At 53.7% G+C, this 20,924-nt stretch carries 22 protein-coding genes and 1 pseudogene; 17 read left to right on the top strand and 6 right to left on the bottom strand.

All coding sequences use genetic code 11. The features are described from left to right. Positions 1-78: 78 nt before the first annotated feature. Positions 79-579, top strand: coding sequence for a murein L,D-transpeptidase family protein (locus tag L1065_RS07550; protein WP_237094854.1), 501 nt, complete (start codon positions 79-81; stop codon positions 577-579). Positions 580-585: 6 nt separating this feature from the next. Here the strand turns inward: L1065_RS07550 and L1065_RS07545 are convergent, their stop codons facing one another. Further along, positions 586-1,095: a CAP domain-containing protein gene (locus tag L1065_RS07545; RefSeq protein WP_237094853.1), complete on the bottom strand. Its 510-nt coding sequence runs from the start codon at positions 1,093-1,095 to the stop codon at positions 586-588. Positions 1,096-1,258: 163 nt separating this feature from the next. On the opposite strand from L1065_RS07545, the gene L1065_RS07540 reads away from it, so the two are divergent. From L1065_RS07540 to L1065_RS07525, 4 genes are all read left to right on the top strand, one after another. Then, the gene (locus L1065_RS07540) at positions 1,259-1,864 is read left to right on the top strand and encodes a L,D-transpeptidase (RefSeq protein WP_237094852.1); all 606 of its coding nucleotides are present in this window, start codon (positions 1,259-1,261) and stop codon (positions 1,862-1,864) included. A gap of 145 nt (positions 1,865-2,009) precedes the next feature. Further along, positions 2,010-2,189: a hypothetical protein gene (locus L1065_RS07535; RefSeq protein ID WP_237094851.1), complete on the top strand. Its 180-nt coding sequence runs from the start codon at positions 2,010-2,012 to the stop codon at positions 2,187-2,189. Positions 2,190-2,347: 158 nt separating this feature from the next. Continuing rightward, a complete protein-coding gene (locus tag L1065_RS07530) occupies positions 2,348-4,690 on the top strand; it encodes a hypothetical protein (RefSeq protein WP_237094850.1) in 2,343 nt (780 codons plus the stop codon). 39 nt (positions 4,691-4,729) lie between these two features. Continuing rightward, positions 4,730-5,557 (top strand): hypothetical protein, encoded by an 828-nt coding sequence (locus L1065_RS07525; protein ID WP_237094849.1) that lies wholly within the window; start codon positions 4,730-4,732, stop codon positions 5,555-5,557. A gap of 13 nt (positions 5,558-5,570) precedes the next feature. On the opposite strand, the gene hemH is transcribed toward L1065_RS07525, so the two are convergent. Both hemH and L1065_RS07515 read right to left on the bottom strand, forming a co-directional pair. After that, the gene (gene hemH / locus L1065_RS07520; protein ID WP_237094848.1) at positions 5,571-6,620 is read right to left on the bottom strand and encodes a ferrochelatase; all 1,050 of its coding nucleotides are present in this window, start codon (positions 6,618-6,620) and stop codon (positions 5,571-5,573) included. An 87-nt stretch (positions 6,621-6,707) separates the two neighbouring features. Next, positions 6,708-7,544 (bottom strand): methyltransferase domain-containing protein, encoded by an 837-nt coding sequence (locus L1065_RS07515; protein ID WP_237094847.1) that lies wholly within the window; start codon positions 7,542-7,544, stop codon positions 6,708-6,710. 27 nt (positions 7,545-7,571) lie between these two features. Here L1065_RS07515 and L1065_RS15920 point away from each other — a divergent pair. The 5 genes and pseudogenes from L1065_RS15920 to L1065_RS07495 form a co-directional block, all read left to right on the top strand. After that, positions 7,572-7,751: pseudogene (locus L1065_RS15920) on the top strand (double zinc ribbon domain-containing protein); the annotation flags it as partial. Positions 7,752-7,865: 114 nt separating this feature from the next. After that, positions 7,866-8,291, top strand: a complete 426-nt coding sequence (locus L1065_RS15915) for a ComF family protein (protein ID WP_370641159.1) — start codon at positions 7,866-7,868, stop codon at positions 8,289-8,291. Positions 8,292-8,323: 32 nt separating this feature from the next. Continuing rightward, positions 8,324-8,581, top strand: coding sequence for a glutaredoxin 3 (grxC, locus tag L1065_RS07505; protein WP_237094845.1), 258 nt, complete (start codon positions 8,324-8,326; stop codon positions 8,579-8,581). Beyond that, positions 8,578-9,396 (top strand): carbon-nitrogen hydrolase family protein, encoded by an 819-nt coding sequence (locus L1065_RS07500; RefSeq protein ID WP_237094844.1) that lies wholly within the window; start codon positions 8,578-8,580, stop codon positions 9,394-9,396. Before grxC ends, L1065_RS07500 begins: the two co-directional genes overlap by 4 nt. After that, positions 9,393-9,836, top strand: a complete 444-nt coding sequence (locus L1065_RS07495; protein WP_237094843.1) for a MarR family winged helix-turn-helix transcriptional regulator — start codon at positions 9,393-9,395, stop codon at positions 9,834-9,836. Before L1065_RS07500 ends, L1065_RS07495 begins: the two co-directional genes overlap by 4 nt. Here L1065_RS07495 and ubiG read toward each other — a convergent pair. Continuing rightward, positions 9,833-10,591: a bifunctional 2-polyprenyl-6-hydroxyphenol methylase/3-demethylubiquinol 3-O-methyltransferase UbiG gene (gene ubiG, locus L1065_RS07490; RefSeq protein WP_237094842.1), complete on the bottom strand. Its 759-nt coding sequence runs from the start codon at positions 10,589-10,591 to the stop codon at positions 9,833-9,835. The two genes, L1065_RS07495 and ubiG, sit on opposite strands and share 4 nt — an antisense overlap. Before the next feature lie 74 nt (positions 10,592-10,665). Between ubiG and pip the strand changes: the two genes are divergently transcribed. The 5 genes from pip (at position 10,666) to L1065_RS07465 (ending at position 17,165) form a co-directional block, all read left to right on the top strand. Continuing rightward, on the top strand, positions 10,666-11,643 hold the full coding sequence (gene pip, locus L1065_RS07485; RefSeq protein ID WP_237094841.1) for a prolyl aminopeptidase: 978 nt from the start codon (positions 10,666-10,668) through the stop codon (positions 11,641-11,643). 91 nt (positions 11,644-11,734) lie between these two features. After that, positions 11,735-12,733 (top strand): ABC transporter permease, encoded by a 999-nt coding sequence (locus L1065_RS07480; RefSeq protein ID WP_237094840.1) that lies wholly within the window; start codon positions 11,735-11,737, stop codon positions 12,731-12,733. Next, entirely contained in the window at positions 12,730-13,908 is a 1,179-nt protein-coding gene (locus L1065_RS07475; RefSeq protein WP_237094839.1) for an ABC transporter permease, read from the top strand. The genes L1065_RS07480 and L1065_RS07475 overlap by 4 nt, the downstream gene beginning before the upstream one ends. Further along, on the top strand, positions 13,905-15,548 hold the full coding sequence (locus L1065_RS07470; RefSeq protein WP_237094838.1) for an ABC transporter ATP-binding protein: 1,644 nt from the start codon (positions 13,905-13,907) through the stop codon (positions 15,546-15,548). The genes L1065_RS07475 and L1065_RS07470 overlap by 4 nt, the downstream gene beginning before the upstream one ends. 63 nt (positions 15,549-15,611) lie before the next feature. Next, positions 15,612-17,165: an ABC transporter substrate-binding protein gene (locus tag L1065_RS07465; RefSeq protein WP_237094837.1), complete on the top strand. Its 1,554-nt coding sequence runs from the start codon at positions 15,612-15,614 to the stop codon at positions 17,163-17,165. Positions 17,166-17,360: 195 nt separating this feature from the next. Here the strand turns inward: L1065_RS07465 and L1065_RS07460 are convergent, their stop codons facing one another. After that, positions 17,361-18,269 carry a S49 family peptidase gene (locus tag L1065_RS07460; RefSeq protein WP_237094836.1) on the bottom strand — a complete coding sequence of 303 codons (909 nt, stop codon included), beginning with the start codon at positions 18,267-18,269 and terminating at the stop codon, positions 17,361-17,363. Next, positions 18,253-18,444 (bottom strand): hypothetical protein, encoded by a 192-nt coding sequence (locus L1065_RS07455; RefSeq protein ID WP_237094835.1) that lies wholly within the window; start codon positions 18,442-18,444, stop codon positions 18,253-18,255. The genes L1065_RS07460 and L1065_RS07455 overlap by 17 nt, the downstream gene beginning before the upstream one ends. Positions 18,445-18,656: 212 nt before the next feature. On the opposite strand from L1065_RS07455, the gene rimP reads away from it, so the two are divergent. Next, positions 18,657-19,238 carry a ribosome maturation factor RimP gene (rimP, locus tag L1065_RS07450; protein WP_237094834.1) on the top strand — a complete coding sequence of 194 codons (582 nt, stop codon included), beginning with the start codon at positions 18,657-18,659 and terminating at the stop codon, positions 19,236-19,238. Beyond that, positions 19,239-20,918, top strand: coding sequence for a transcription termination factor NusA (nusA, locus tag L1065_RS07445; protein WP_237094833.1), 1,680 nt, complete (start codon positions 19,239-19,241; stop codon positions 20,916-20,918). The last annotated feature ends 6 nt before the right edge of the window (positions 20,919-20,924 follow it).

The following is a 20,924-nucleotide window of genomic DNA, read 5'->3' as shown; positions in this document are numbered from 1 at the left end:
GCACGTCTCACCAAACTTTGACTTCACTTCGGGCGCTGCCCAGTGCAAAGCGCAGATAGCGGAACAAGGCAGACACGGATGACACTTACACGACGAACCATGATGGTCTCATTGGCTGCTTTGTTGGCAGGGTGCGGGCAGCCATCAAAATTCAAAAGCTATAATGGTCCCGAAGTGACCAATTTGATCGTTGCCAAAAAACGCAGACGAATGTGGTTGATGCACAACGACACAATATTGCGGCGCTACCGTATCGCGCTTGGGTTTGCGCCCAAGGGTGACAAAACGGTAGAAGGTGACGGAAAAACACCCGAGGGCACATACTTTATTGATCGTCGCAACGCCAACAGTCGTTTTCACCTGTCTCTTGGCATTTCTTATCCGAATGCCCAAGATCGCGCAGAGGCAGCGCGCCTAGGTCAAAAGCCCGGGGGTGATATCTTTATTCATGGACGTGGCCCACGTTTTTCAAAAGCGCGTGGGGATTGGACGTGGGGCTGCATCGCTGTAGACGACGATGAGATTGAAGAAATCTACGCAATGGTCCGAAACGGCACTCGCATTGATATTCTGCCCTAAGGCCGTTTAGCCGCCCAAAATCATCGTCCACCAAATCTTGCCGTTTTCTTCCTGGAACCAGGCGAATCCCATATTCTGCGCATTCGGGTTCAAAACCACCTCACGCGTTCCGGGTTCTTCCATCCATGCGGCAAGGGTTTGGAGTTCTGTCTCATACGTCTCGGAAATCGCCTCGCCCAGGAATGGGCCAGTATACCCCGCGCGTGTCACGCGATCGATGGGCGATGATCCATCTGATCCAAAGTGCCACGGGCGGTTTTGTATGGACATGTCACGCGAATGCGTTGCCGCAGCGGCGGCCAGTTCTGCATTCAGTTGGACGGGCGGTGCGCCAGCCGCTTGGCGCAGGGCGTTGACCGAATCGAGCACCCGAAACTGGATCTTGGCGCTGTCTCGATCGCGGATTTTGTAGAGCTGTGGCAAAGGCTTGCCATCCGATCCCAAAGATGGAGCCGTTGGCGCACATGCCGCCAAGGCGAAAAGAACCAGTGTTAGTGTCGTAATCAAACGTGCCATCTTGGATACCCAACTGCTTTTTCCCACCTGTAGCCCAAGCGCGTTGCGGATCAAACCCACTTGCAAAGATTCATGGCAATCTAACGCTTGTTTGATTTGCGACTGCGACTTTCTCGCCATATCTAAGGGCAGAGTTTGAATTGCCCCAATCGGGAGAGATATGATGACAAAGTGGACGACACCCAAAACAAGCCTGAACCGCCGTGGCTTTCTTGCGGCATCTGCAGGCACCGTAGCGGCGACAGCTGCCATGCCTGCAATGGCCGATGAGACAACAGAAGTAGAACGCGATCTGTCAGAGGTGGTGCGCCGCAACGTATCAAGCTTCCGTTCGCTACAATGGCAACCGTATTTTGATAATCTCAACAATGGTGCCGTATTGGTCGACATCACATCGCGGGCGCTGCACTTTTGGTCGGAAGATGAAAGCGTTTACAAGCTTTACCCAACAAGCGTGCCACTGACGGATGATCTGACGCGTAAAGGGCGGACACGTGTCACCCAAAAGGTTGACGGCCCAAGCTGGCGTCCGACCCCGTCGATGAAAGAGCGCAATCCTGAATGGCCTGATTTTATCGGTCCTGGCCCGGAAAACCCCCTGGGAACACATGCGCTTTACCTCAGCTGGACGTATTACCGGATTCACGGAACGCATGACACACGCAAAATTGGGCGCCGTTCGTCCAATGGCTGCATCGGTCTGTATAACGAACATATCCAAGAGTTGTTCGCTCTCACCAATGTGGGAACACAAGTGTTGCTTATTTGACGTTTTAGGAAACTTGTGGGCGGCGAAATTCCAAAGAAATTTGCAATTTGCCTGCACACCTGATTTTACGATTCGTACGAGGTACAGTCTTGGGGTTCGCTTGTTGCCTCACTAATCGACAAGCGGACAAATTCTGGAGAGAAAAATGAAAAAGATCGCACTTGCCGCTGTTCTGTCAGTTGCCGCTTCCACAGCTTTTGCTGGTGGCCTTTCGGATGCAGTTGTAGAACCTGAAGTCATCATCGAAGACACCGCTGGTTCTTCGAATGGTGGTATCATCGTGCCAGTTCTGGCACTGCTCTTGTTCGCTGCTGCAGCAAGCTAAGACGCAAATTTGATTTGCTCGAAAGACGGCTGGTTTTCCAGCCGTCTTTTTTTTGCCTGAATTTTCGCATGCAATCGCCCTGAAATGACCGAAATCGCCAAAGGCCTCGTTAATCCTGAGGTCATAGCCTCATCCCAAGCAAGATCGTGGGGGCGAGTATGCTGGATTTGGAGTTTAAGGGGCGGGTCCAATTAGGTGTTGATCTGGATGATGATCGCATCGCAAGGCTGGAAACCGTCGATATTGATGGTCAGCCGTATCTGATTGCCTACGGATTTGATGTGTCGGCGCAGTGGGTGTTTTCTATCGACAATGTCGGCGCGCTTGCGCTGGCTGGCATTTCCCCGCCAAACCTCTCACTTTTAACGCTGAATTATGGCAGCGAAGCCCGAACCTTACTTGCGCCGCATGATACCGCCGAACTGTTTACCTCAGACGGCGCTGGCGCCAACGTCCCTGCTCACGCGCTCTCAATGTCTGGCGACGACATGCAATTCATCTATTCGGGCGGGTATGGTCTTGATGGGCTTCACTGTTTTGTAGCTCCAGCAGGTCAAACCGCCGCGATGTCCACTTCGACTGTTCTGACGGGTACCTATCTGAATGACATCTCGGGCCTTGCTAAGATCGAACAAGGTGCTGCGCACTACATCGTCACTGCGTCATTGTCTGGGGGGATTACCTTATTCGAGCAGGGCAGCGACGGCGCCCTTACCCATATGGCTGAAATCGGGGTAGCAAATGGGCTTCCTTTTTCAAATATCACCCAGATCTCATCGGTAAATATCGCCGATGAGCCTTATGTCCTGATCGCGACTGAACATGGCACATTAGGCCTAATTAGGATCGATTCTGACGGTTCATTAATCGTTACAGACATCGCTCAGGATACGGGCGAAAGCCGCCTTGATGTGCCATCTGTGATCAAAACCATCGAGGTCGGTGCACATAGTTTTGCTGTTGTCGGTGGCGGCGATGGAGGATTTAGTCTGCTGGCTCTTCTTCCCAATGGGACATTCCATGTCGTCCAAAATTTTGATGATACGATCACCGCGAATTTGGGTCACATAAGTGATGTGCAGATCCATACCAGCACGGATGGATTTACGATCTACCTCAGTAGTGAACAGACGGGTGGGCTTGCTGAATTTTTTGTCGATACGAGTTCTGTCGGTGTGCAGCGGTCCGCTGGTTCAGACGAACGTGCGCGCGGGACAAACCTGGATGATGTTCTATGGGCCCAAGGCGAGGATACAACGCTTGAAGGGCGGGACGGTGACGATATCCTGATTGATGGGACTGGTAATGATACGCTGCGCGGCGGCGAAGGCGCTGATACATTTATTCTTGGCAAAGACGGGCGAGTGGATCTTATCCGTGATTTCGAGATTGGCCGTGACCGGATTGATATCAGCGCTTGGGGCATGATCTATAGCCTCAGCCAGTTGGAATATGAGACACTAAACAACGGGATTCGGCTCATTTTTGGACAAGAGGTTCTGGTTGTCCGCTCCTTTGATGGTGCCCCCTTGTTGCCTGAGGATCTGGAAGGTGCGCTCAACACCGATCTTCATCGACCAGTTGTAAATTTGATCGATCCCGATGCACCTGCTTTGCCCCCGATTTTTGAGGGGTCACCAACTGGCGATAGATTTGAAGCAAGCCTCGAAGGCAGCAATTTCCTGGGCGGTGATGGCTTTGACTTTGTCGACTATAGCGCTGTGCATGACATTCGGGTGTCTTTGGAAACCCCTGATTTAAACACGGGTGCCGCTGCAGGTGATACCTACCAGTCCATCGAAGGCGTCATTGGCACCAACGGGGATGACTGGATTGAAGGCGATGCAGGATCAAACCAGCTGGAGGGCGGTGCCGGCAATGATACGTTGCTTGGCGGACAAGGCAGCGATCTGTTGCTCGGCGGCGCGGGCGACGATTTTGTGTTCGACAGTCTGGGTGGTGGAAACCTGGTCGGCGGCAGTGGAAATGATGTGCTGTGGAACATTTCGGGTCGCGCCAATCTCGTCGATAATGCGAGTGACGGCGAGGAAGAGACACTGAATGACCGCCTGTTGGGGGGCTACGGTGATGATACGCTCAGTGGCGGGGCAGGCGACGACATACTTGTTGGCGATTTTGGTGCGATCCATTTTGCAGGGGATGATACGCTGATTGGCGGCACAGGAGATGATTTGCTGGAAGGCGGTGATGGGTATGATGTGTTCGTGTTTCGGCCAAATGACGGAAATGACCTGATCGCCGACTTTAGCGAGACGCAAGTGCTGTCAGGTGCCAATCCAACGATCCTGAACGCGGACTTTGATGTGAGGGTCGATACCGTCCGATTGATCGGCTTTGAGGATATCTTGTCAGGGCAAATGGCCTTAAACTACGTTCAATCAAACGAAAACGGATTTGCGGAGTTTACCCATCAGGGGACCACGATCACGTTTTGGGGTGTAACGGTCGATGATCTGAGCGAGGATAATTTTTGGGTCTGAGTTAGCGTTGTATCAACTTTATTGATTTAGAACGCCCGCATGACCTTTTTGGATTTCTTCATGCGCGCGTGCGTTGCCACGCTTTTTTGCGTCACGCTTATTGCAAGTGGCGGCGGCGGTGGTGCCGCCAATGATCCCGTTGTCGTGGCACCGCCCGAACCTCCGACCCCTGATCCTACCCCGGTGCCACCGCCACCGCCCGAAGAGACGTTTATCACCGTGACAGGCATTTCAATTGATAGCGCAACGCTAACAGCCGCATTGCAGGATTTGGACCTGTCCCAAGACGATGGCACCATCCGTATTGAGGATGTTCGATTTGCTATCGATCCGTCCCACCTGACCGCTGGCATGAGCAATATCGGCCACCTCGAAGCTGCCGCAGGCGATGTTAAGCTGGTTGCAAGGCAATCCAGCGCTGTGGATGTTCCGCAATCCGGCACCGCAGAATTCGTAGGATCTGCCGTTGTGCAGGTCAATGACGGTTCGGCAAGCTATGCTCTGACGATGGATGCCACCACGACCATCAACTTTGGAAGTAACGCGTCAATGGATGTGGTCTACGACAATGTTGGCGGTGGCGGACAAATGATCTCGATTGATGGAATCGACGATTACGCTGCCTCTGGCGATGAACTGATTTCGCTGACTGGCTTGCAAATTGATGGCGCTGTTTTTTCGGATGGTGGGGATACTTCGGCAAGCGCGACTGGTTTTGGCGGCGGTGGTGAAATCCTGCTCGGAGACATTGATATTTCGGTGCAGGGCGTTTTCGCGGGCGATGATGCAGATGAAATCGGCGCCACCGCCGGCATTTCTGGCGACAATGGTGAACTACTTATCATTTGGACAGGTAGTGACCCGTGATGCGCAGCGACCCCTAAATCCAACCCTTGAGGTTGTCATCAATGATGTTGCCAAGCGCCTCAATATGCGCCGCATCGTCATTCAGACAGGGAATGTAGAGAAAATCTTCGCCGCCAGCCTCCTCGAAGCTTTCTTTGATCTCCTCATTGATCTCTTCAAGCGTTTCGATGCAGTCGGCCGAAAATGCAGGGGCACAGACGGCAATGTTTGTTCTGCCCTTCTCGGCCAGGCGCGCCACTTCCTCTACAGTGTAGGGCTGCAGCCACTCTTCGGGTCCGAATTTCGACTGGAACGTCGTGATAATCTGGGTGTCGTCCCATCCCAAGCGTTCTTTAAGCAGGCGCGTGGTTTTTTGGCATTGGCAGTGATACGGATCACCCTCCATCAGGTAGCGCTGCGGCACACCGTGGTAGCTGCACACCAAAATCTCGGGCTTCTTTTCGGCATTGGCATAGGCCGTTTCAATCGATTGCGCCAAAGCTTCGATATAATCTGGACGAGCGTAATACGCCTCTACCGTGCGCACGGGCGGCTGCCATTTTTCCTTCATCAAAACGCGGAAAAACTGGTCATTCGCGGTCGCCGAGGTCGCGCCAGCATAATGCGGATAGAGCGGGAAAAAGAGTATTTTCTGGCATCCCGCGTCAATCATTTCGCGAACTTTGGATTTAGTCGATGGATTGCCATAGCGCATACAAAAATCAACGATGACATCGTCGCCATAGGTGGCGTGCATTCGGTCTTTGATTTTTGCGGTCTGCTTTTTTGTAATGGTCATCAACGGGCTTTCGCCTTCGTCTTCGTTCCAGATGGATTTATATGCTTCGCCGCTCGAAAAAGGGCGCTTGGTCAAAATGATCAGCTGCAACAGCGGCTGCCATAGAAAGGGGCTGTAGTCGATGACGCGGCGGTCAGACAAAAATTCGTTCAGATAACGCCGCATTGACCAGTAGTCATAGTTATCGGGCGTTCCCAAATTGGCGAGCAAGATGCCCACCTTGGCTGGTTTGATCTTGGGGTGATCCGACGGAGCATGCGCCGGACAAACGGCGGTTGTGTCCATTGATGTAGAATCCTTCGCATCAAACATAGTCTAATCCAGTTTTTCTGTCGCCCTAGACCGTGCGAGATAACCGCTTTTTGCGTCAGGTCAATCTTTCAACGGTTTGTCGGGCTTAGGAAGTTTCGTTTCGGGCACCTTTAACGCATCGGCCAGACGTGTTTTTGCCGACCCCGGCCGCAAGGGTTTTTGCTGGCTTTCATCGGGGGCCCACCCCGTGAGGAAAACAAATTCGAATGTTGCGGCGATCCGACCGTCTGTTGAATAGCTCGCTTCATACAATCGGGCGGCTTCGTCAAAAAGACGTTTTGGCGAAAATGATTTGCGCCGTTCGGTCATTGCGTTGCCTTCGCCCATGGCGCGCAGGTCATGCATCAAGGCGATCATAGAGCCATAGCTTGTCGCAATAGGAAGCGTATCGGCCACGGGCAGCGCCAATTGTGCACGCTGTAAAAGCGCACCGTAGTCGCGCACTTCACCCATCGGGGCAATCCGCGGCGATAGCCCACCTGTTATCGCAACTTCGGCCTGTGCCAAGCACGCACGCAATTCGTGCAATGTTTGCCCCCCGAACAAAACGCCCAAAAACAGCCCATCTGGCTTGAGCGCATTTCGGCACTGGATGATTTGCCCGATCGGGTCGTTCGCCCAATGCAGCGACATTGCGTGGATCACGAGATCATGGGCGTGCGGCTTTAGATCAAGCGTTTCTTGATCGGCGGTCATGACCGCTTGGGGCATAAGCTCTTGCCACAAATCGGGGTGCCCGGTGACAATTGCTGGCTTTGTAAACGTCCTGTTAACCTCAATGAGTCTTTCTTTAAGCTCATTCATCGCTTCGCGGTGCAAAAACAGCGCGTCGGGATCAACGCGGTTTGCACGGTTTTTCAAAAGACGAGTGCGATCAGTGAGTTTTGGTGGCGTCATGCCCCTTATGTAGAGAGGACGGGAGAAATGCAAAACCCACTAAGGTTGATTTATCCAAGTCATTGCCTGACCTGTGAGGCTTTGACAGAAACGGACTTCGCTCTTTGTGGTGCATGTTGGTCCGAGACAGACTTCCTGACAGGAACGATTTGCGATTGTTGTGGTGCTTCACTCCCCCACGCAGATGACAGCGAAACAGCCCTCAAGTGTGACGACTGCATACGTATCGTGCGGCCGTGGTCACGGGGGCGCAGTGCGATAAGATATTCGGGAAAAGGGCGTAAACTGGTCCTTCAACTCAAGCATGGCGACAGGATTGATTTGGCCAAACCCGCCGCCAAATGGATGGCAGGCGTTGCCAAGCCGCTTGTGGACCGTAGCACCCTGATTGTGCCTATTCCGCTGCATTGGAGCCGCTTTTTCAAACGTAAATATAACCAGTCTGCTGAATTGGCACGTGAATTGGCAAGAGAGTTGGACCTGGCCCACTGCCCCGATGTACTGGTGCGGCACAAAAAGACACCAAGCCTTGATGGTCTTTCGCGCGATGATCGCTTTGCCACCTTGGACGGGGCGATCAGTTTGCATCCCAGACGCGCGCATCGTGTTGCGGGGCGGCGCGTTCTTTTGGTCGATGACGTCATGACATCAGGGGCGACCTTGGCCGCAGCGACCGAGGTCTTGCGCGCCTCACGCGCCCGCGATGTATGTGTCGTGACCCTAGCGCGGGTGATGAAAGACGCCTAAGTATCGCTCAACACGATATGGAGCGACAAAACATGCAACCTGTAGAAATCTATACATCCCCGCTTTGCGGATTTTGCCATGCGGCCAAACGCCTGCTTTCCCAAAAAGGTGTCAGCTTTGCCGAGATTGACGTGCTTGCCAATCCCGCACGCAAACCCGAGATGATCCAACGCGCAAATGGTGGGCGCACAGTGCCGCAAATCTTTATCGGGGATACCCATGTTGGTGGGTGTGATGATCTGTTTGCACTTGATCGGGCGGGCAAACTGGACGCACTTTTGTCGGCGTGAAAGTCTCACTTGTTCAACTGACGTCGGGCGATGATCCGCAGGAGAATCTTTCTCGGACCCTTGCCCTATTGGACTGCGCAATTTCGTCGGGTGCGCAGTTTGTTTTGACGCCTGAGGTCACGAATTGCGTATCCAGCAGCCGCGCACATCAAGACGCGGTTTTGAAGCATCCCGAAGATGACATCACTTTGGCCGCAATCCGTGCCAAGGCGCGACAGGCCGCTGTGTCTGTTTTGATCGGATCACTTGCTGTTAAGACTGATGATCCCGATGGGCGATTTGCGAACCGGAGTTTCATGATTGGTCCCGATGGCAACATCAAGTCGACGTATGACAAAATGCATATGTTCGATGTGCAAGTCTCGGATCATGAAAGCTATCATGAATCCAAAGGCTACCGCCCGGGGGGCCGCGCGGTCATAACAGACGTAGGCGGCGTGAAAACCGGATTAACCATATGCTATGATCTTCGTTTTCCCTATCTGTTTCGTGCCTTGGCGCAATCCGGCGCGCAGATCATCACGGTGCCGTCTGCCTTTTCGCAAGTGACAGGTGCTGCCCATTGGGAGCCGCTGTTGCGAGCGCGCGCCATCGAAACGGGAGCATTCATTCTGGCGCCTGCACAAACGGGCGATCACGGTGGGCGCCAAACATTTGGGCATTCGATGATTATTGATCCATGGGGTCGTATTTTGGCCGATGGGGGGACGCAAACAGGTGTCACCTCAGTTGAAATTAATCTTGAAGACGTATCTAAAGTAAGGGCACGCATCCCCGCGTGGTCCCAGAACACCAGCTTCGAAGGCCCAGAATGAGTACCGCCGCAGACGGCTTTGGCGCCGCACTTTTTACAGAGCTTTTGACTGTCGATCAGATGTTGCGCAACCGTGTGGCCAAAACGCTGCCTGCGGGGATGGAGCTTTCTCATTTCACCGTTTTGAACCATCTGGCCGTCAGCAGCGGCGAGAGAACACCCGCGCAGCTGGCCCAGACGTTCAAAGTGACGCGCGGTGCGATGACGAACACGCTTAATAAGCTTGAATGGATGGGATACGTGCACATTCGCCCCGATTGGGACGATGCGCGGCGCAAACAAGTTGCGCTGAGCCCTTCGGGCCGTGCTGCACGCGACGCCGCATGGCAGGCGCTTCAACCCGTCATCGACACTTTCGTCAACGAAATCGGCAGTGAAAAGCTCAGGACGGTATTGCCCGTCCTGCGCGAGATGCGGATCATGTTAAGTCAGGTGACCTAGTCGGGCTTAATGGATGCGGTAACGTAATTCACGCTGAGGTCGCGATCCGAAATCGACCATGACCACCCAAGTGGATTGAATACAAACCCCTTACGATCCACGGGCGTCATCCCAGACGATTTGAGCAGTTCAAACAACTCGTCTGGGGTAATGAATTTGGACCACTCATGGGTGCCCTTGGGCAGCCAACGCATGATGTGTTCAGCCCCGATGATGGCCATCACATAGCTTTTGGGATTGCGATTAAGCGTGGAGCATACTTGCAGCCCGCCGGGTTTGAGAAGTTGCTGACAGGCCGTAAGGTAAGCAAGAGGGTCGGCGACGTGTTCGACGACTTCCATGTTCAGAACCACATCAAATTGTTCGCCGGCTTCAGCCATCGCTTCGGCTGTTGTGAAACGGTAGTCAATTTCCAACCCTGCCTGTTCGGCATGCACCTGCGCGACGGGAATGTTGCGTTCGGCGGCGTCCGCGCCAACAACAGTAGCCCCTAAACGAGCCATCGGTTCGCACAACAGCCCGCCGCCACAGCCGATATCGAGAATGCGCAGCCCCTCGAACGGACGATCGGTGGACAGATCACGTCCGAATTCGCTGGCAATTTGACGGGTGATATAATCCAGGCGACATGGGTTAAGCATGTGAAGCGGCTTGAATTTGCCATTGGGATCCCACCATTCTGCCGCCATCGCCTCAAACTTGGCAATCTCTGATGGATCAACGGTTGTTTGTGCAGTTTGCGGTGCGGTGGTCATATGCAAGATTCCCAATCTATTTTTTCTGTCAGATCAACGTGGCAGCTTTCGCTTTCGGCTTATATAGGTTGAATATGGATAAATTCTCGTCCCCCCGCCGCGCTTTGTCGCATTTGCACCCGCCGATTGATCCCTTTGATCAGCGGATGCTGGATGTGGGCGATGGGCACAAGGTCTATGTTGAGCAATGCGGCAATCCGCTCGGCCAGCCTGTTGTGGTTTTGCACGGTGGTCCGGGAGGTGGATGTAGCCCCACGATGCGCCGTTACTTCGACCCAGAGGTGTATCGTATCATCCTGTTTGATCAACGCGGGTGTGGTCGCTCGCGACCGCACGCCAGTGTTGAGGCCAACACAACCTGGCATCTGGTGCGTGATATCGAAAAAATCCGTGAGACTTTGGCGATTAATCGGTGGGTCGTCTTTGGCGGCAGTTGGGGGGCGACGCTGGCGTTGATCTATGCCCAATCCCATCCCGACTATGTCCGCCATCTGGTGCTGCGTGGCGTGTTCTTGATGACCAAGGCCGAACTGGACTGGTTTTATAATGGCGGCGCCGCGATGTTTTATCCCGATCTTTGGGACCGGTTCGAGCGTCTGATCCCCGAAGATGAACGCGATGATATGATTGCCGCCTATCACAGGCGCCTGTTTTCGGGCGATATGATCCAAGAGGTGCGCTATGCCCGGGCGTGGGCGTCATGGGAAAACGCGCTGGCCAGCATCCATAATGATGGTCCCGGTGGCGAGGCCCCGGCCGAATATGCGCGGGCGTTCTCACGGCTTGAAAATCATTACTTCATGAACGCGGGCTTTCTGAAAGAAGATGGGCAGATCATGAAGAACATTGAAATTCTGCATGGTATTCCTGCGTCTATCGTTCAGGGTCGCTATGATATGATTTGCCCGCCTGTGTCGGCGTTTAACCTTGCCAAGGCGTGGCCTTCGGCCGAAATCAAACTGGTGGCGCGCGCTGGACATGCATTGTCCGAAACGGGTATCAGTGAAGAGTTGGTGCGCATTATGGATCGCATCGGCACGCAAGACGCTTAGTGCATTAACCCCGCTTTTCCGCGCACGGGGTTTACAAGCGAGTCTCAGCCGTTACCCTTAGGCCAAGGCGAGACGCCAACGGGGAAGTTTTTTGGGAACTGTTACACGGATTATTTTACAGCGTTTGGCGCTTGGCCTTTTGACGCTTTTGGTCGTGTCTGTTGTTATTTTCACTGCGGTCAATCTTTTGCCAGGCGACTTTGCGCAAAGTATTCTGGGCCAAGGTGCGACTCCTGAAGCGGTTGCTGCGATCCGTCAGGACCTAGGACTGGATCAGCACCCTGTTACGCGATATTTCCAATGGCTTGGCGGCGCTGTTCAAGGTGATCTGGGCACCAGTTTTGCATCTGCGAATTTCGCGGCCTTTGCAGGATCGGACGCCAACGCCAATATGGGTACTGTGGCAAGCACGATTGCGCCGCGTTTTGAAAATACGATGTTTTTGGCGGGTGTGACTGCAGCCATCGCTGTTCCGCTTGCTGTATTCCTCGGGGTGTTGGCCGCGCTTTATCGCGAAACAGTGTTTGATCGTGCCGCGAATATTTTCACACTGTCCAGCATCTCCAGCCCCGAGTTTTTCTTGGCCTACATTCTGATCCTGCTGCTGGCGGTTTTGAACCCTATCTTGCCAAGCCTGTCCAACATTTTCGACGGGATGAGCTTTTCAGAGCGGTTAGAGCGCACTCTTTTGCCCGCGCTTACACTGACACTTGTCGTCACAGCCCACATGATGCGGATGACGCGGGCGGCGATTATCAACTTGCTGGCCTCTCCGTATATCGAGATGGCGCGGCTGAAGGGCATCAACCCGTTGCGCGTGATCGTAAAGCACGCCCTGCCAAATGCGCTTGCGCCAATCATCAATGTGATCGCTTTGAACCTTGCTTATCTGATCACAGGGGTGGTCGTGGTCGAGACTGTTTTTGTCTATCCGGGCATTGGCCAGCTGTTTGTCGATAGCGTGAAGCTGCGTGATATCCCCGTCGTGCAGGCCTGCTGTCTTCTGTTTGCCAGTGCCTATATTTTGCTGAACCTGACGGCCGATATAATGTCGATCCTATCCAATCCGCGTCTGAGGCACCCTAAATGAGTCCGATCGTCTCTGTTCTGGTGGCTCTGATTGCGATTGCGGTCGTTGCCTGGCTGTTTCGCTTTTTGGGGCAGGCATCCACGTCAAATGCGCCCTTCTTTCGTGATATGCCTTACGCCAGCGCCTTTGGCTACATTTTGGGCGGCGCGGCTCTTATGGGTGGGCTGTGGCTTTATCTACAGGACGGCGCGGTCTTTTTTCGTTGGGCAGTTCAGGGCTTTGCGGCGTTTGCGGTCGCGGGCTGGCTTTTTCGGATCTTCGGGCGTGTGGTTGGCACACAAGGTTCGCGCAAGTTGTTTCGCTCGATGCCCCTGACCGCGTCATTTGGTATTCTGACGATCCTTGTTTACGCATTTGCGGCGGTCTTTGCAGGGGTCATCGCACCTTATGGCCAAGACGAAATCATCCAAGGCGTAGCGGCCAATATCGTGCCGGGTGGCGATCCTGCCATCGGTGGCAATCCTGACTTCCCGCTAGGCACCGACCAGCTTGGCCGCGACCTTCTGAGCCGTCTGATCTATGGCGCGCAGAACACCGTTGGCATTGCCTTTGCGACAACCTGTCTTGCGTTTTTCATCGGCTGTACCTTTGGGTTCTTGTCTGCGGTTCTTCAGGGATGGTTTGATCAGATTTTCAGCCGTGCAGTTGATGTGCTTATGGCGATCCCGTCGCTTATTTTTGCATTGCTGTTGATGACCATCGCAAGCGTTTGGGCACCCCAGTTGGGCATTCCTTTGACGGCCTTTATGGTTGTGATCATCGCGGTGATTGACAGCACGCGCGTCTACCGTTTGGCGCGTGCGGTTGGTTACAATATCGTTGTGATGGATTACATCGAAGCTGCGAAATTGCGTGGCGAAGGGCTTGGGTATCTGATCTTCAAAGAAATCCTGCCAAACGCGACGGCCCCTTTGCTGGCCGAATTTGGCCTGCGCTTTTGTTTTGTGTTCCTGACGATTGCGTCGCTGTCATTTCTTGGCGTGGGCATTCAGCCGCCGCTGGCGGACTGGGGCACAATGGTGCGTGACTTGGCGCAATTTGTGAACTTTGCCGCATTTGCCCCGCAGGTTGCTGCGGCCCCGTTGCTGGCGGCAGGCGCGATTGCGCTACTGACCGTGGCCGTGAATTTCGTGGTGGACTGGATGCTGCACAGGTCATCGGGATTGAAGTCATGAGCACACTTTTGAAAATCCGGGGCCTCAAGATCGAAGGCCGCAGTGATGAGACCTGGAACCCGATTATCAATGGCGTTGATCTGGATCTGGCCAAAGGCGAAGTTCTTGGCCTGATCGGTGAAAGCGGGGCGGGCAAGTCAACCATGGGCCTTGCCGCGATGGGCTATACGCGGGATGGCTGCCGTATCAGTGAAGGGTCCGTTGAATTTGACGGGATCGATCTGGTCAATGCCTCTGCTGATGTAAAACGCGACTTGCTTGGGAAGCGCATTGCGTATGTTGCGCAATCTGCGGCTGCCAGTTTCAATCCCGCCCATAAGATTATCGACCAGCACACCGAAGCACCCACGCAGCACAACGTTATGTCGAAAGGCGAAAGCGCTGATGATGCGATGGACCTGTACGAACGGTTGCGCCTGCCCAATCCCCAAGAGATCGGTTTTCGTTATCCCCATCAGGTGTCAGGTGGCCAGCTGCAACGTGCGATGACCGCGATGGCGATGTCGTGTCGGCCCGACCTGATTATCTTTGATGAGCCGACAACCGCTTTGGATGTCACAACCCAGATTGAGGTGCTGGCCGCGATCCGCAAAATCGTTGAGGATTTTGACACAGCCGCAATTTACATCACCCATGATCTGGCGGTGGTGGCGCAGATGGCCGACCGTATCAAGGTGTTGCTGCGCGGTGACGAAGTGGAAACCGCGGAAACACGCGAGATGCTGGCCAACCCCCAAGAGGATTATACGAAATCCCTTTGGGCCGTGCGCAGCTTTCAACGCCCCCAAAAGCCAGCCATCAATACAAGTGCCACGCCAGTTGTATCTGTGCGCAACGTGACAGCGGCCTATGGAAAGATCGATGTGTTGCATGATGTCAGCTTTGACATTCACGCAGGGCGCACAGTTGCGGTTGTGGGCGAAAGTGGGTCCGGAAAATCAACAGCCGCGCGGTGCATCACCGGTCTTTTGCCGCCGCGCATCGGCCACATTGAATTCGACGGCCAGACCCTTCCGCTGAGTTATAAACAGCGCAACAAAGATCAGCTGCGTCAGGCGCAGATGATTTATCAAATGGCGGATACGGCATTGAACCCGCGGGTCAGCATCGGTGAAACCATCGGACGCCCTGTTCAGTTTTACATGGGGCTGACGGGCAAGGACAAACGCAAGCGCGTCAATGATCTGCTTGAACAGATCGAGCTTGAGCCGACAGAGTATTTCAACCGCCTGCCATCAGAGCTTTCGGGTGGTCAAAAACAGCGGATCGGCATCGCCCGTGCTTTGGCCGCAGAACCGAAATTCATCATTTGTGACGAGGTGACAAGCGCCCTGGATCAACTGGTGGCCGAGGGTATTTTGCGCCTGCTGGCCAAGCTGCAGGATGAACTGAACCTATCTTACATGTTCATCACCCATGACCTTGCAACGGTAAAATCCATTGCGGATGAAGTGGTGGTGATGAAGGATGGCAAGGTGGTAGAACAAGGGTCCAAGGACCAGATGTTCCAGCCGCCGCATCATCCCTACACGGATCTGTTGCTTTCATCTGTTCCCGAGATGGACCCCGATTGGCTTACCAATCTGCTGGACCAACGAGGAGTTGATAATATCGGCGACGCAGCCGTGAAGAAGATGTGATAACCTAAAATGAATCAGAGCGGGGCCACCCGCCTAAAACCTATGACAACAAGGGAGAACTTAATGTCAGGAATTAGTAGACGCGGTCTTTTGAAAACAGGTGTCGCCGCCGGTGTTTTGAGTGCGACAGGCGTGCCGCTTTATGCAGCACCCAAGCGAGGCGGCACATTGCGCCTTGGTATCGCAGGCGCGAACACCTCGGATAGTTGGGATGGCCGGACGCATTCGGACAGCTTTATGATCATGATGGCCCATGGTGCGGTGTTTGACTGCCTTACCGAAGTTGCCGCCGATGGGCAGCTTAAGGGCGAACTGGCCGAAAGTTGGGAAGCATCCGCTGATGCCAAGACATGGACCTTCAAGCTGCGTCAGGGTGTAACCTTCCACAATGGTAAATCCTTTGGTGCGGATGACGTGATTGAATCGCTGAACCTGCACGTGGCGGAAGGCGCGAAATCAGCGGCGCAGCCGATTGTATCTGCGATCACCAACATGGAAAAAGTGAACGATCACGAGATCATTTTCACTTTGGCTGCCGGCAACGCCGACTTCCCGTTCCTGCTGTCTGACTATCACATTCTGATGTATCCAGCAGGTCAGGTTGAAGAAGCGATTGCCAATGGGATCGGCACAGGCCTCTATAAGGTCGAGAGCTTTGACCCCGGTGTGCGTCTGCTTCTGAGCCGCGTGGATGGCCATTACAAAGACGGAAATTCAGGCTGGTTCGACAGTGTTGAGGCCATTGCCATCAACGATTCCACAGCCCGTATGAATGCCCTGATGACCAATCAGGTTGATGCGGTGAACCGTGTTGATTTCAAAACAGAGCCATTGTTGCGCGCCAACCCGATGATCAACATCTTCGAGGTGACGGGCAACCAGCACTACACCTTCCCGATGTTGACGGATCTTGATCCGTTCTCGAACCTGAAGCTGCGCCAAGCGCTGAAGCATGCGGTCAACCGTCAGGAAATGGTCGACAAGATCCTTCTGGGCCACGGTAAAGTTGCCAACGACCACCCGATTGGTCCTGCAAACCAATACTATGCAGCCGATTTGGAGCAGAATGCCTATGACCCTGACAAGGCAGCATCGCTGATCCGCGAAGCCGGTCTGGAAGGCACGACGATTGATCTGTCGGCGTCCAACGCAGCGTTCTCGGGCGCGATTGATGCGGCGCAGTTGTATCAGGCCTCTGCCAAGGCAGCCGGTATTGATATCAACGTGATCCAGGAACCTGCTGATGGTTATTGGTCGAATGTCTGGCTGAAAAAGGCATGGTGTGCTTGCTACTGGTCGGGCCGTGCGACAGAGGATTGGATGTTCTCGACCGCCTATGAAACAGGCGTGCCGTGGAATGACTCGCAGTGGGATGACAAAGACAGCCCACGTTTCCAAGAGCTTTTGCTGACAGCGCGTGCTGAACTGGACAGCGACAAACGCCGTTCGATGTATGGCGAAATGCAGATGATCCTGTCCAAAGATGGCGGCACGGTTGTTCCGATGTATGCCAACTATGTGGATGCGCATAACACCAAGCTGACCAACTCGGGCACCATTGGTAACGTGTTCCAGATGGATAGCTCGCGTCTGGTTGAACGCTGGTGGTTCGCGTAAATCACGCAGCCTAAACGGTATAGAAACGCCCTGCCGAAAGGTGGGGCGTTTTGTCTTTTTCGGGGCGAAAACGGGTGTATGGCCTAGCGTCTGCTCACGGTATGGCAATGCGTCAGACGTTCGGTGGGTGTTGCGCAAGGTAAAAGGAAAACTTGCATTTCGCTGAGAGACGTTTTCCGAAATAGATTTAGTCCACTAACCCGATGAGACGTTCCAGCTCGCTCCGATTGAATTTTCGATGCACTTCATTGATCGAAGACGTGCAAAAGTTGCAACAAACGAATGATGAATGGTCAAAACCTTTTCCTGAAGGTCTTGGTCGTCTTCGAGTTTCTTTACATTTAACCCGAATTCCAAACACTCAGAGACGGAGAAGTGGCGACCGTGTTCAGTTGTGTTTTTGTATTCGACAAGCTTGTCAAATACCTCTTTTGCTTTGGCATTCGGATTTTTTTCATTTTCGAACATATTTTCCTCTAACCAACGGCTCACCATATTTTTTGTACCCGCAATTGATCTTTCGCAGTTTGAAATGAACGTTGGGGAATATTTTCTAAACACCTCCTGCCAGAACACTTGTTTAATTGGGTCTGCTTCGATTTCTTTGAGTGCTTTTTCAATTTCGTGAATGACCCCCATAGCGGGAACGCCATTAACCTGTGGATCCGTAGGACCAAGGCTTGAATGCTTACCCAATATGATTTCCTTGGCTGCGCATGCAATCATTGTTCCGCAAGACATAGCGAGTTGAGGAACGATAACGCGGATGTCTTTGCCAAACATACTGTAAAGATATTCTACGAGCGCACGGGTTGCTTCAATTTCCCCGCCAGGTGTGTGGAGAATTAGGTCAAGACCCGCATCGCGGCGCATGTTGTGGATCACTGCCATAAAGCCATTAATGTCAAAATCGTTTATCGCTAATGTAGGATGCCCTGGTTTCTGTAGAAATCCCGAGTAATAGGCAATAACGGGGCGTCCGGTGTGAGCGTCCATCTCTTTTAAACAATTGGCTCGGTAGGTGTCGCAGGCCTCCTGAACGGCTTTGCCTTCACTATTAATTAGTCGGTCGATCTCTAAATCGACTTCATTCCATGTCGGCATTTTTGGCCAAGGAGTAGGAGCGCACCGTGATAGGGGTGAACTCCCCATATTTTGAAAAAGACGGGGCTGAGTAATCACTGCTGAGCGAATTGAAGGGTTGCTCAGTTTGTTGATGTTTGTCCACCAGCAAGGACTGCTGTCTTAACTTTTCCTCTAGATCAGAGAATTGCGCCATCGAATCACTCCCGTTTGATGAGACAAATTCCCATGATAGAGTCAAGTTTTCAAGAGCAGAAAGATTTTTTGGGAAACTTTGAGGCTTGCAGACTCACCCTGACCTGCCTATATCCATCCCAACAGCGCGATGTTGGGGTCCAAACCTAACCTCCACCGAAACGACGTAACGGGCCGCGCGCCCGTTTTTTTGTGCCTGAGTGAAAGACCACGATGAACGACCTTGTTGCCAAAGCTGCGATTGATCGCCGTCTTGCCGAGATCATCACCCCTGTCATCGAAGACATGGGGTTTGAGTTGGTGCGCGTGCGCCTGATGAGCGGCAAGCAGACCACTTTGCAGATTATGGCGCAAAAGCCAGATGGCACCATCGAGGTCGATGAATGTGCGCGCATCAGCACCGAAGTGAGTGCAACTTTGGATGTCGAGGACCCGATCCTTGATGCCTATGCGCTGGAAGTCAGCAGCCCCGGCATTGACCGTCCGCTGACACGTTTGAAAGACTTTGATCTGTGGCAGGGCCATGAGGCCAAGATCGAGACGACGGAAATGATTGATGGCCGCCGCCGTTTCAAGGGCGAGCTGGCGGGTGTTGAGGACGAAGAAGTCCTTATCACGATTGAAGAGGGCACCATTGGGTTGAAATTCGACTGGCTGTCGGATGCCAAGCTGGTGCTGACCGATGAATTGATCCGCGAGGTCCTGAAGGGCCGCAAAGACGCGGGACAAATTGACGAGACACAGTTCGATGAGGTGGAAACCATCATCGACGGGCAAGAAGAAGGAAGCGAATAAATGGCGATTACATCCGCAAACCAGCTGGAGCTTTTGCAAACGGCCGAGGCTGTAGCCCGCGAAAAGATGATCGACCCCGGGTTGGTTGTTGAAGCGATGGAAGAGAGCCTGGCCCGTGCCGCCAAGTCGCGTTACGGCAGCGAGATGGACATTCGCGTGTCGATTGATCGCAAGACAGGTCGCGCCACATTTACCCGCGTTCGCACGATTGTGGACGAAGAAGAGCTTGAGAGCTACCAAGCCGAATTCACGCTTGAAACGGCCAAGCCGTATTTCACGGCTGCGGGCCAAGGCCGTCAGGAGCATTGGGAGCGTGATGAGGTGGGTGTGATCGACCCCACAGAAAATCAGCCGATGATTGGCGACCGTTTTGTTGAGGTGGTCCCCCCTGTCGAGATGGGCCGCATCGCGGCACAATCGGCCAAGCAGGTTATCTTACAAAAGGTCCGTGAGGCCGAGCGCGATCGCCAATATGAAGAATTCAAAGACCGCGCTGGGACCATCATCAACGCGCTGGTCAAGCGTGAGGAATACGGCAATGTCATCGTTGACGTGGGCAGTGGTGAAGCTGTGTTGCGCCGTAATGAAAAGATTGGCCGCGAAAGCTATCGCCCGAATGATCGTATCCGTTGCTACATCAAGGATGTGCGCCGCGAACAGCGTGGCCCCCAGATTTTCCTGAGCCGCACCGCGCCCGAGTTCATGGCCGAGTTGTTCAAGATGGAAGTGCCAGAGATTTATGACGGTATTATCGAGATCAAGGCGGTTGCCCGTGACCCCGGTTCGCGCGCCAAGATTGCCGTGATTTCCTATGATGGTTCCATTGATCCTGTGGGCGCCTGTGTGGGTATGCGCGGCAGCCGTGTTCAGGCTGTTGTGAATGAATTGCAGGGTGAAAAGATCGACATCATCCCTTGGAACGAAGATCAGCCGACGTTCCTTGTGAACGCGTTGCAGCCTGCTGAAGTCAGCAAGGTTGTTCTGGATGAAGAAGCCGAGCGCATCGAAGTTGTTGTCCCTGACGAGCAGTTGTCACTGGCGATTGGTCGTCGTGGTCAGAACGTGCGTCTGGCCTCGCAGCTGACCAATCTGGACATTGATATTCTGACAGAGGCGCAAGAATCAGAGCGCCGTCAGGCCGAGTTCGCAGAGCGCACCAAGCTGTTCATGGACACGCTGGATGTGGATGAATTCTTTGCGCAGTTGCTGGTGTCTGAAGGGTTCACCTCGCTGGAAGAGGTGGCTTACGTCGAGGTTGACGAGCTGCTGGTGATCGACGGTGTTGACGAAGCGACCGCGGGCGAATTGCAGGCCCGTGCGCGTGACTTCCTTGAGGCGCAAAACGCCAAGGCCCTGGAAACAGCCCGTGCCTTGGGTGTTGAGGACAGCCTTGTGAATTTCGAAGGTCTGACGCCACAGATGATCGAAGCGCTGGCCAAGGACGACGTGAAAACGCTGGAAGACTTTGCGACCTGCGCTGACTGGGAATTGGCGGGTGGCTGGACATCGGTTGATGGCGAGCGCGTCAAGGATGACGGTGTGCTTGAGGGCTTTGGTGTTACGCTGGAAGAGGCCCAAGACCTGATCATGACCGCCCGTGTGATGCTTGGATGGGTCGACCCCACCGAGTTGGAAGCCGATGCTGACGACGCTGAGACAGAAGAGGAGGCCGAGGTCTGATTTTCA

The sequence above is a fragment of the Nereida sp. MMG025 genome, assembly GCF_021654165.1.
Taxonomy (GTDB): domain Bacteria; phylum Pseudomonadota; class Alphaproteobacteria; order Rhodobacterales; family Rhodobacteraceae; genus Nereida.
This window is presented reverse-complemented; position numbering and strand designations above follow the sequence as displayed.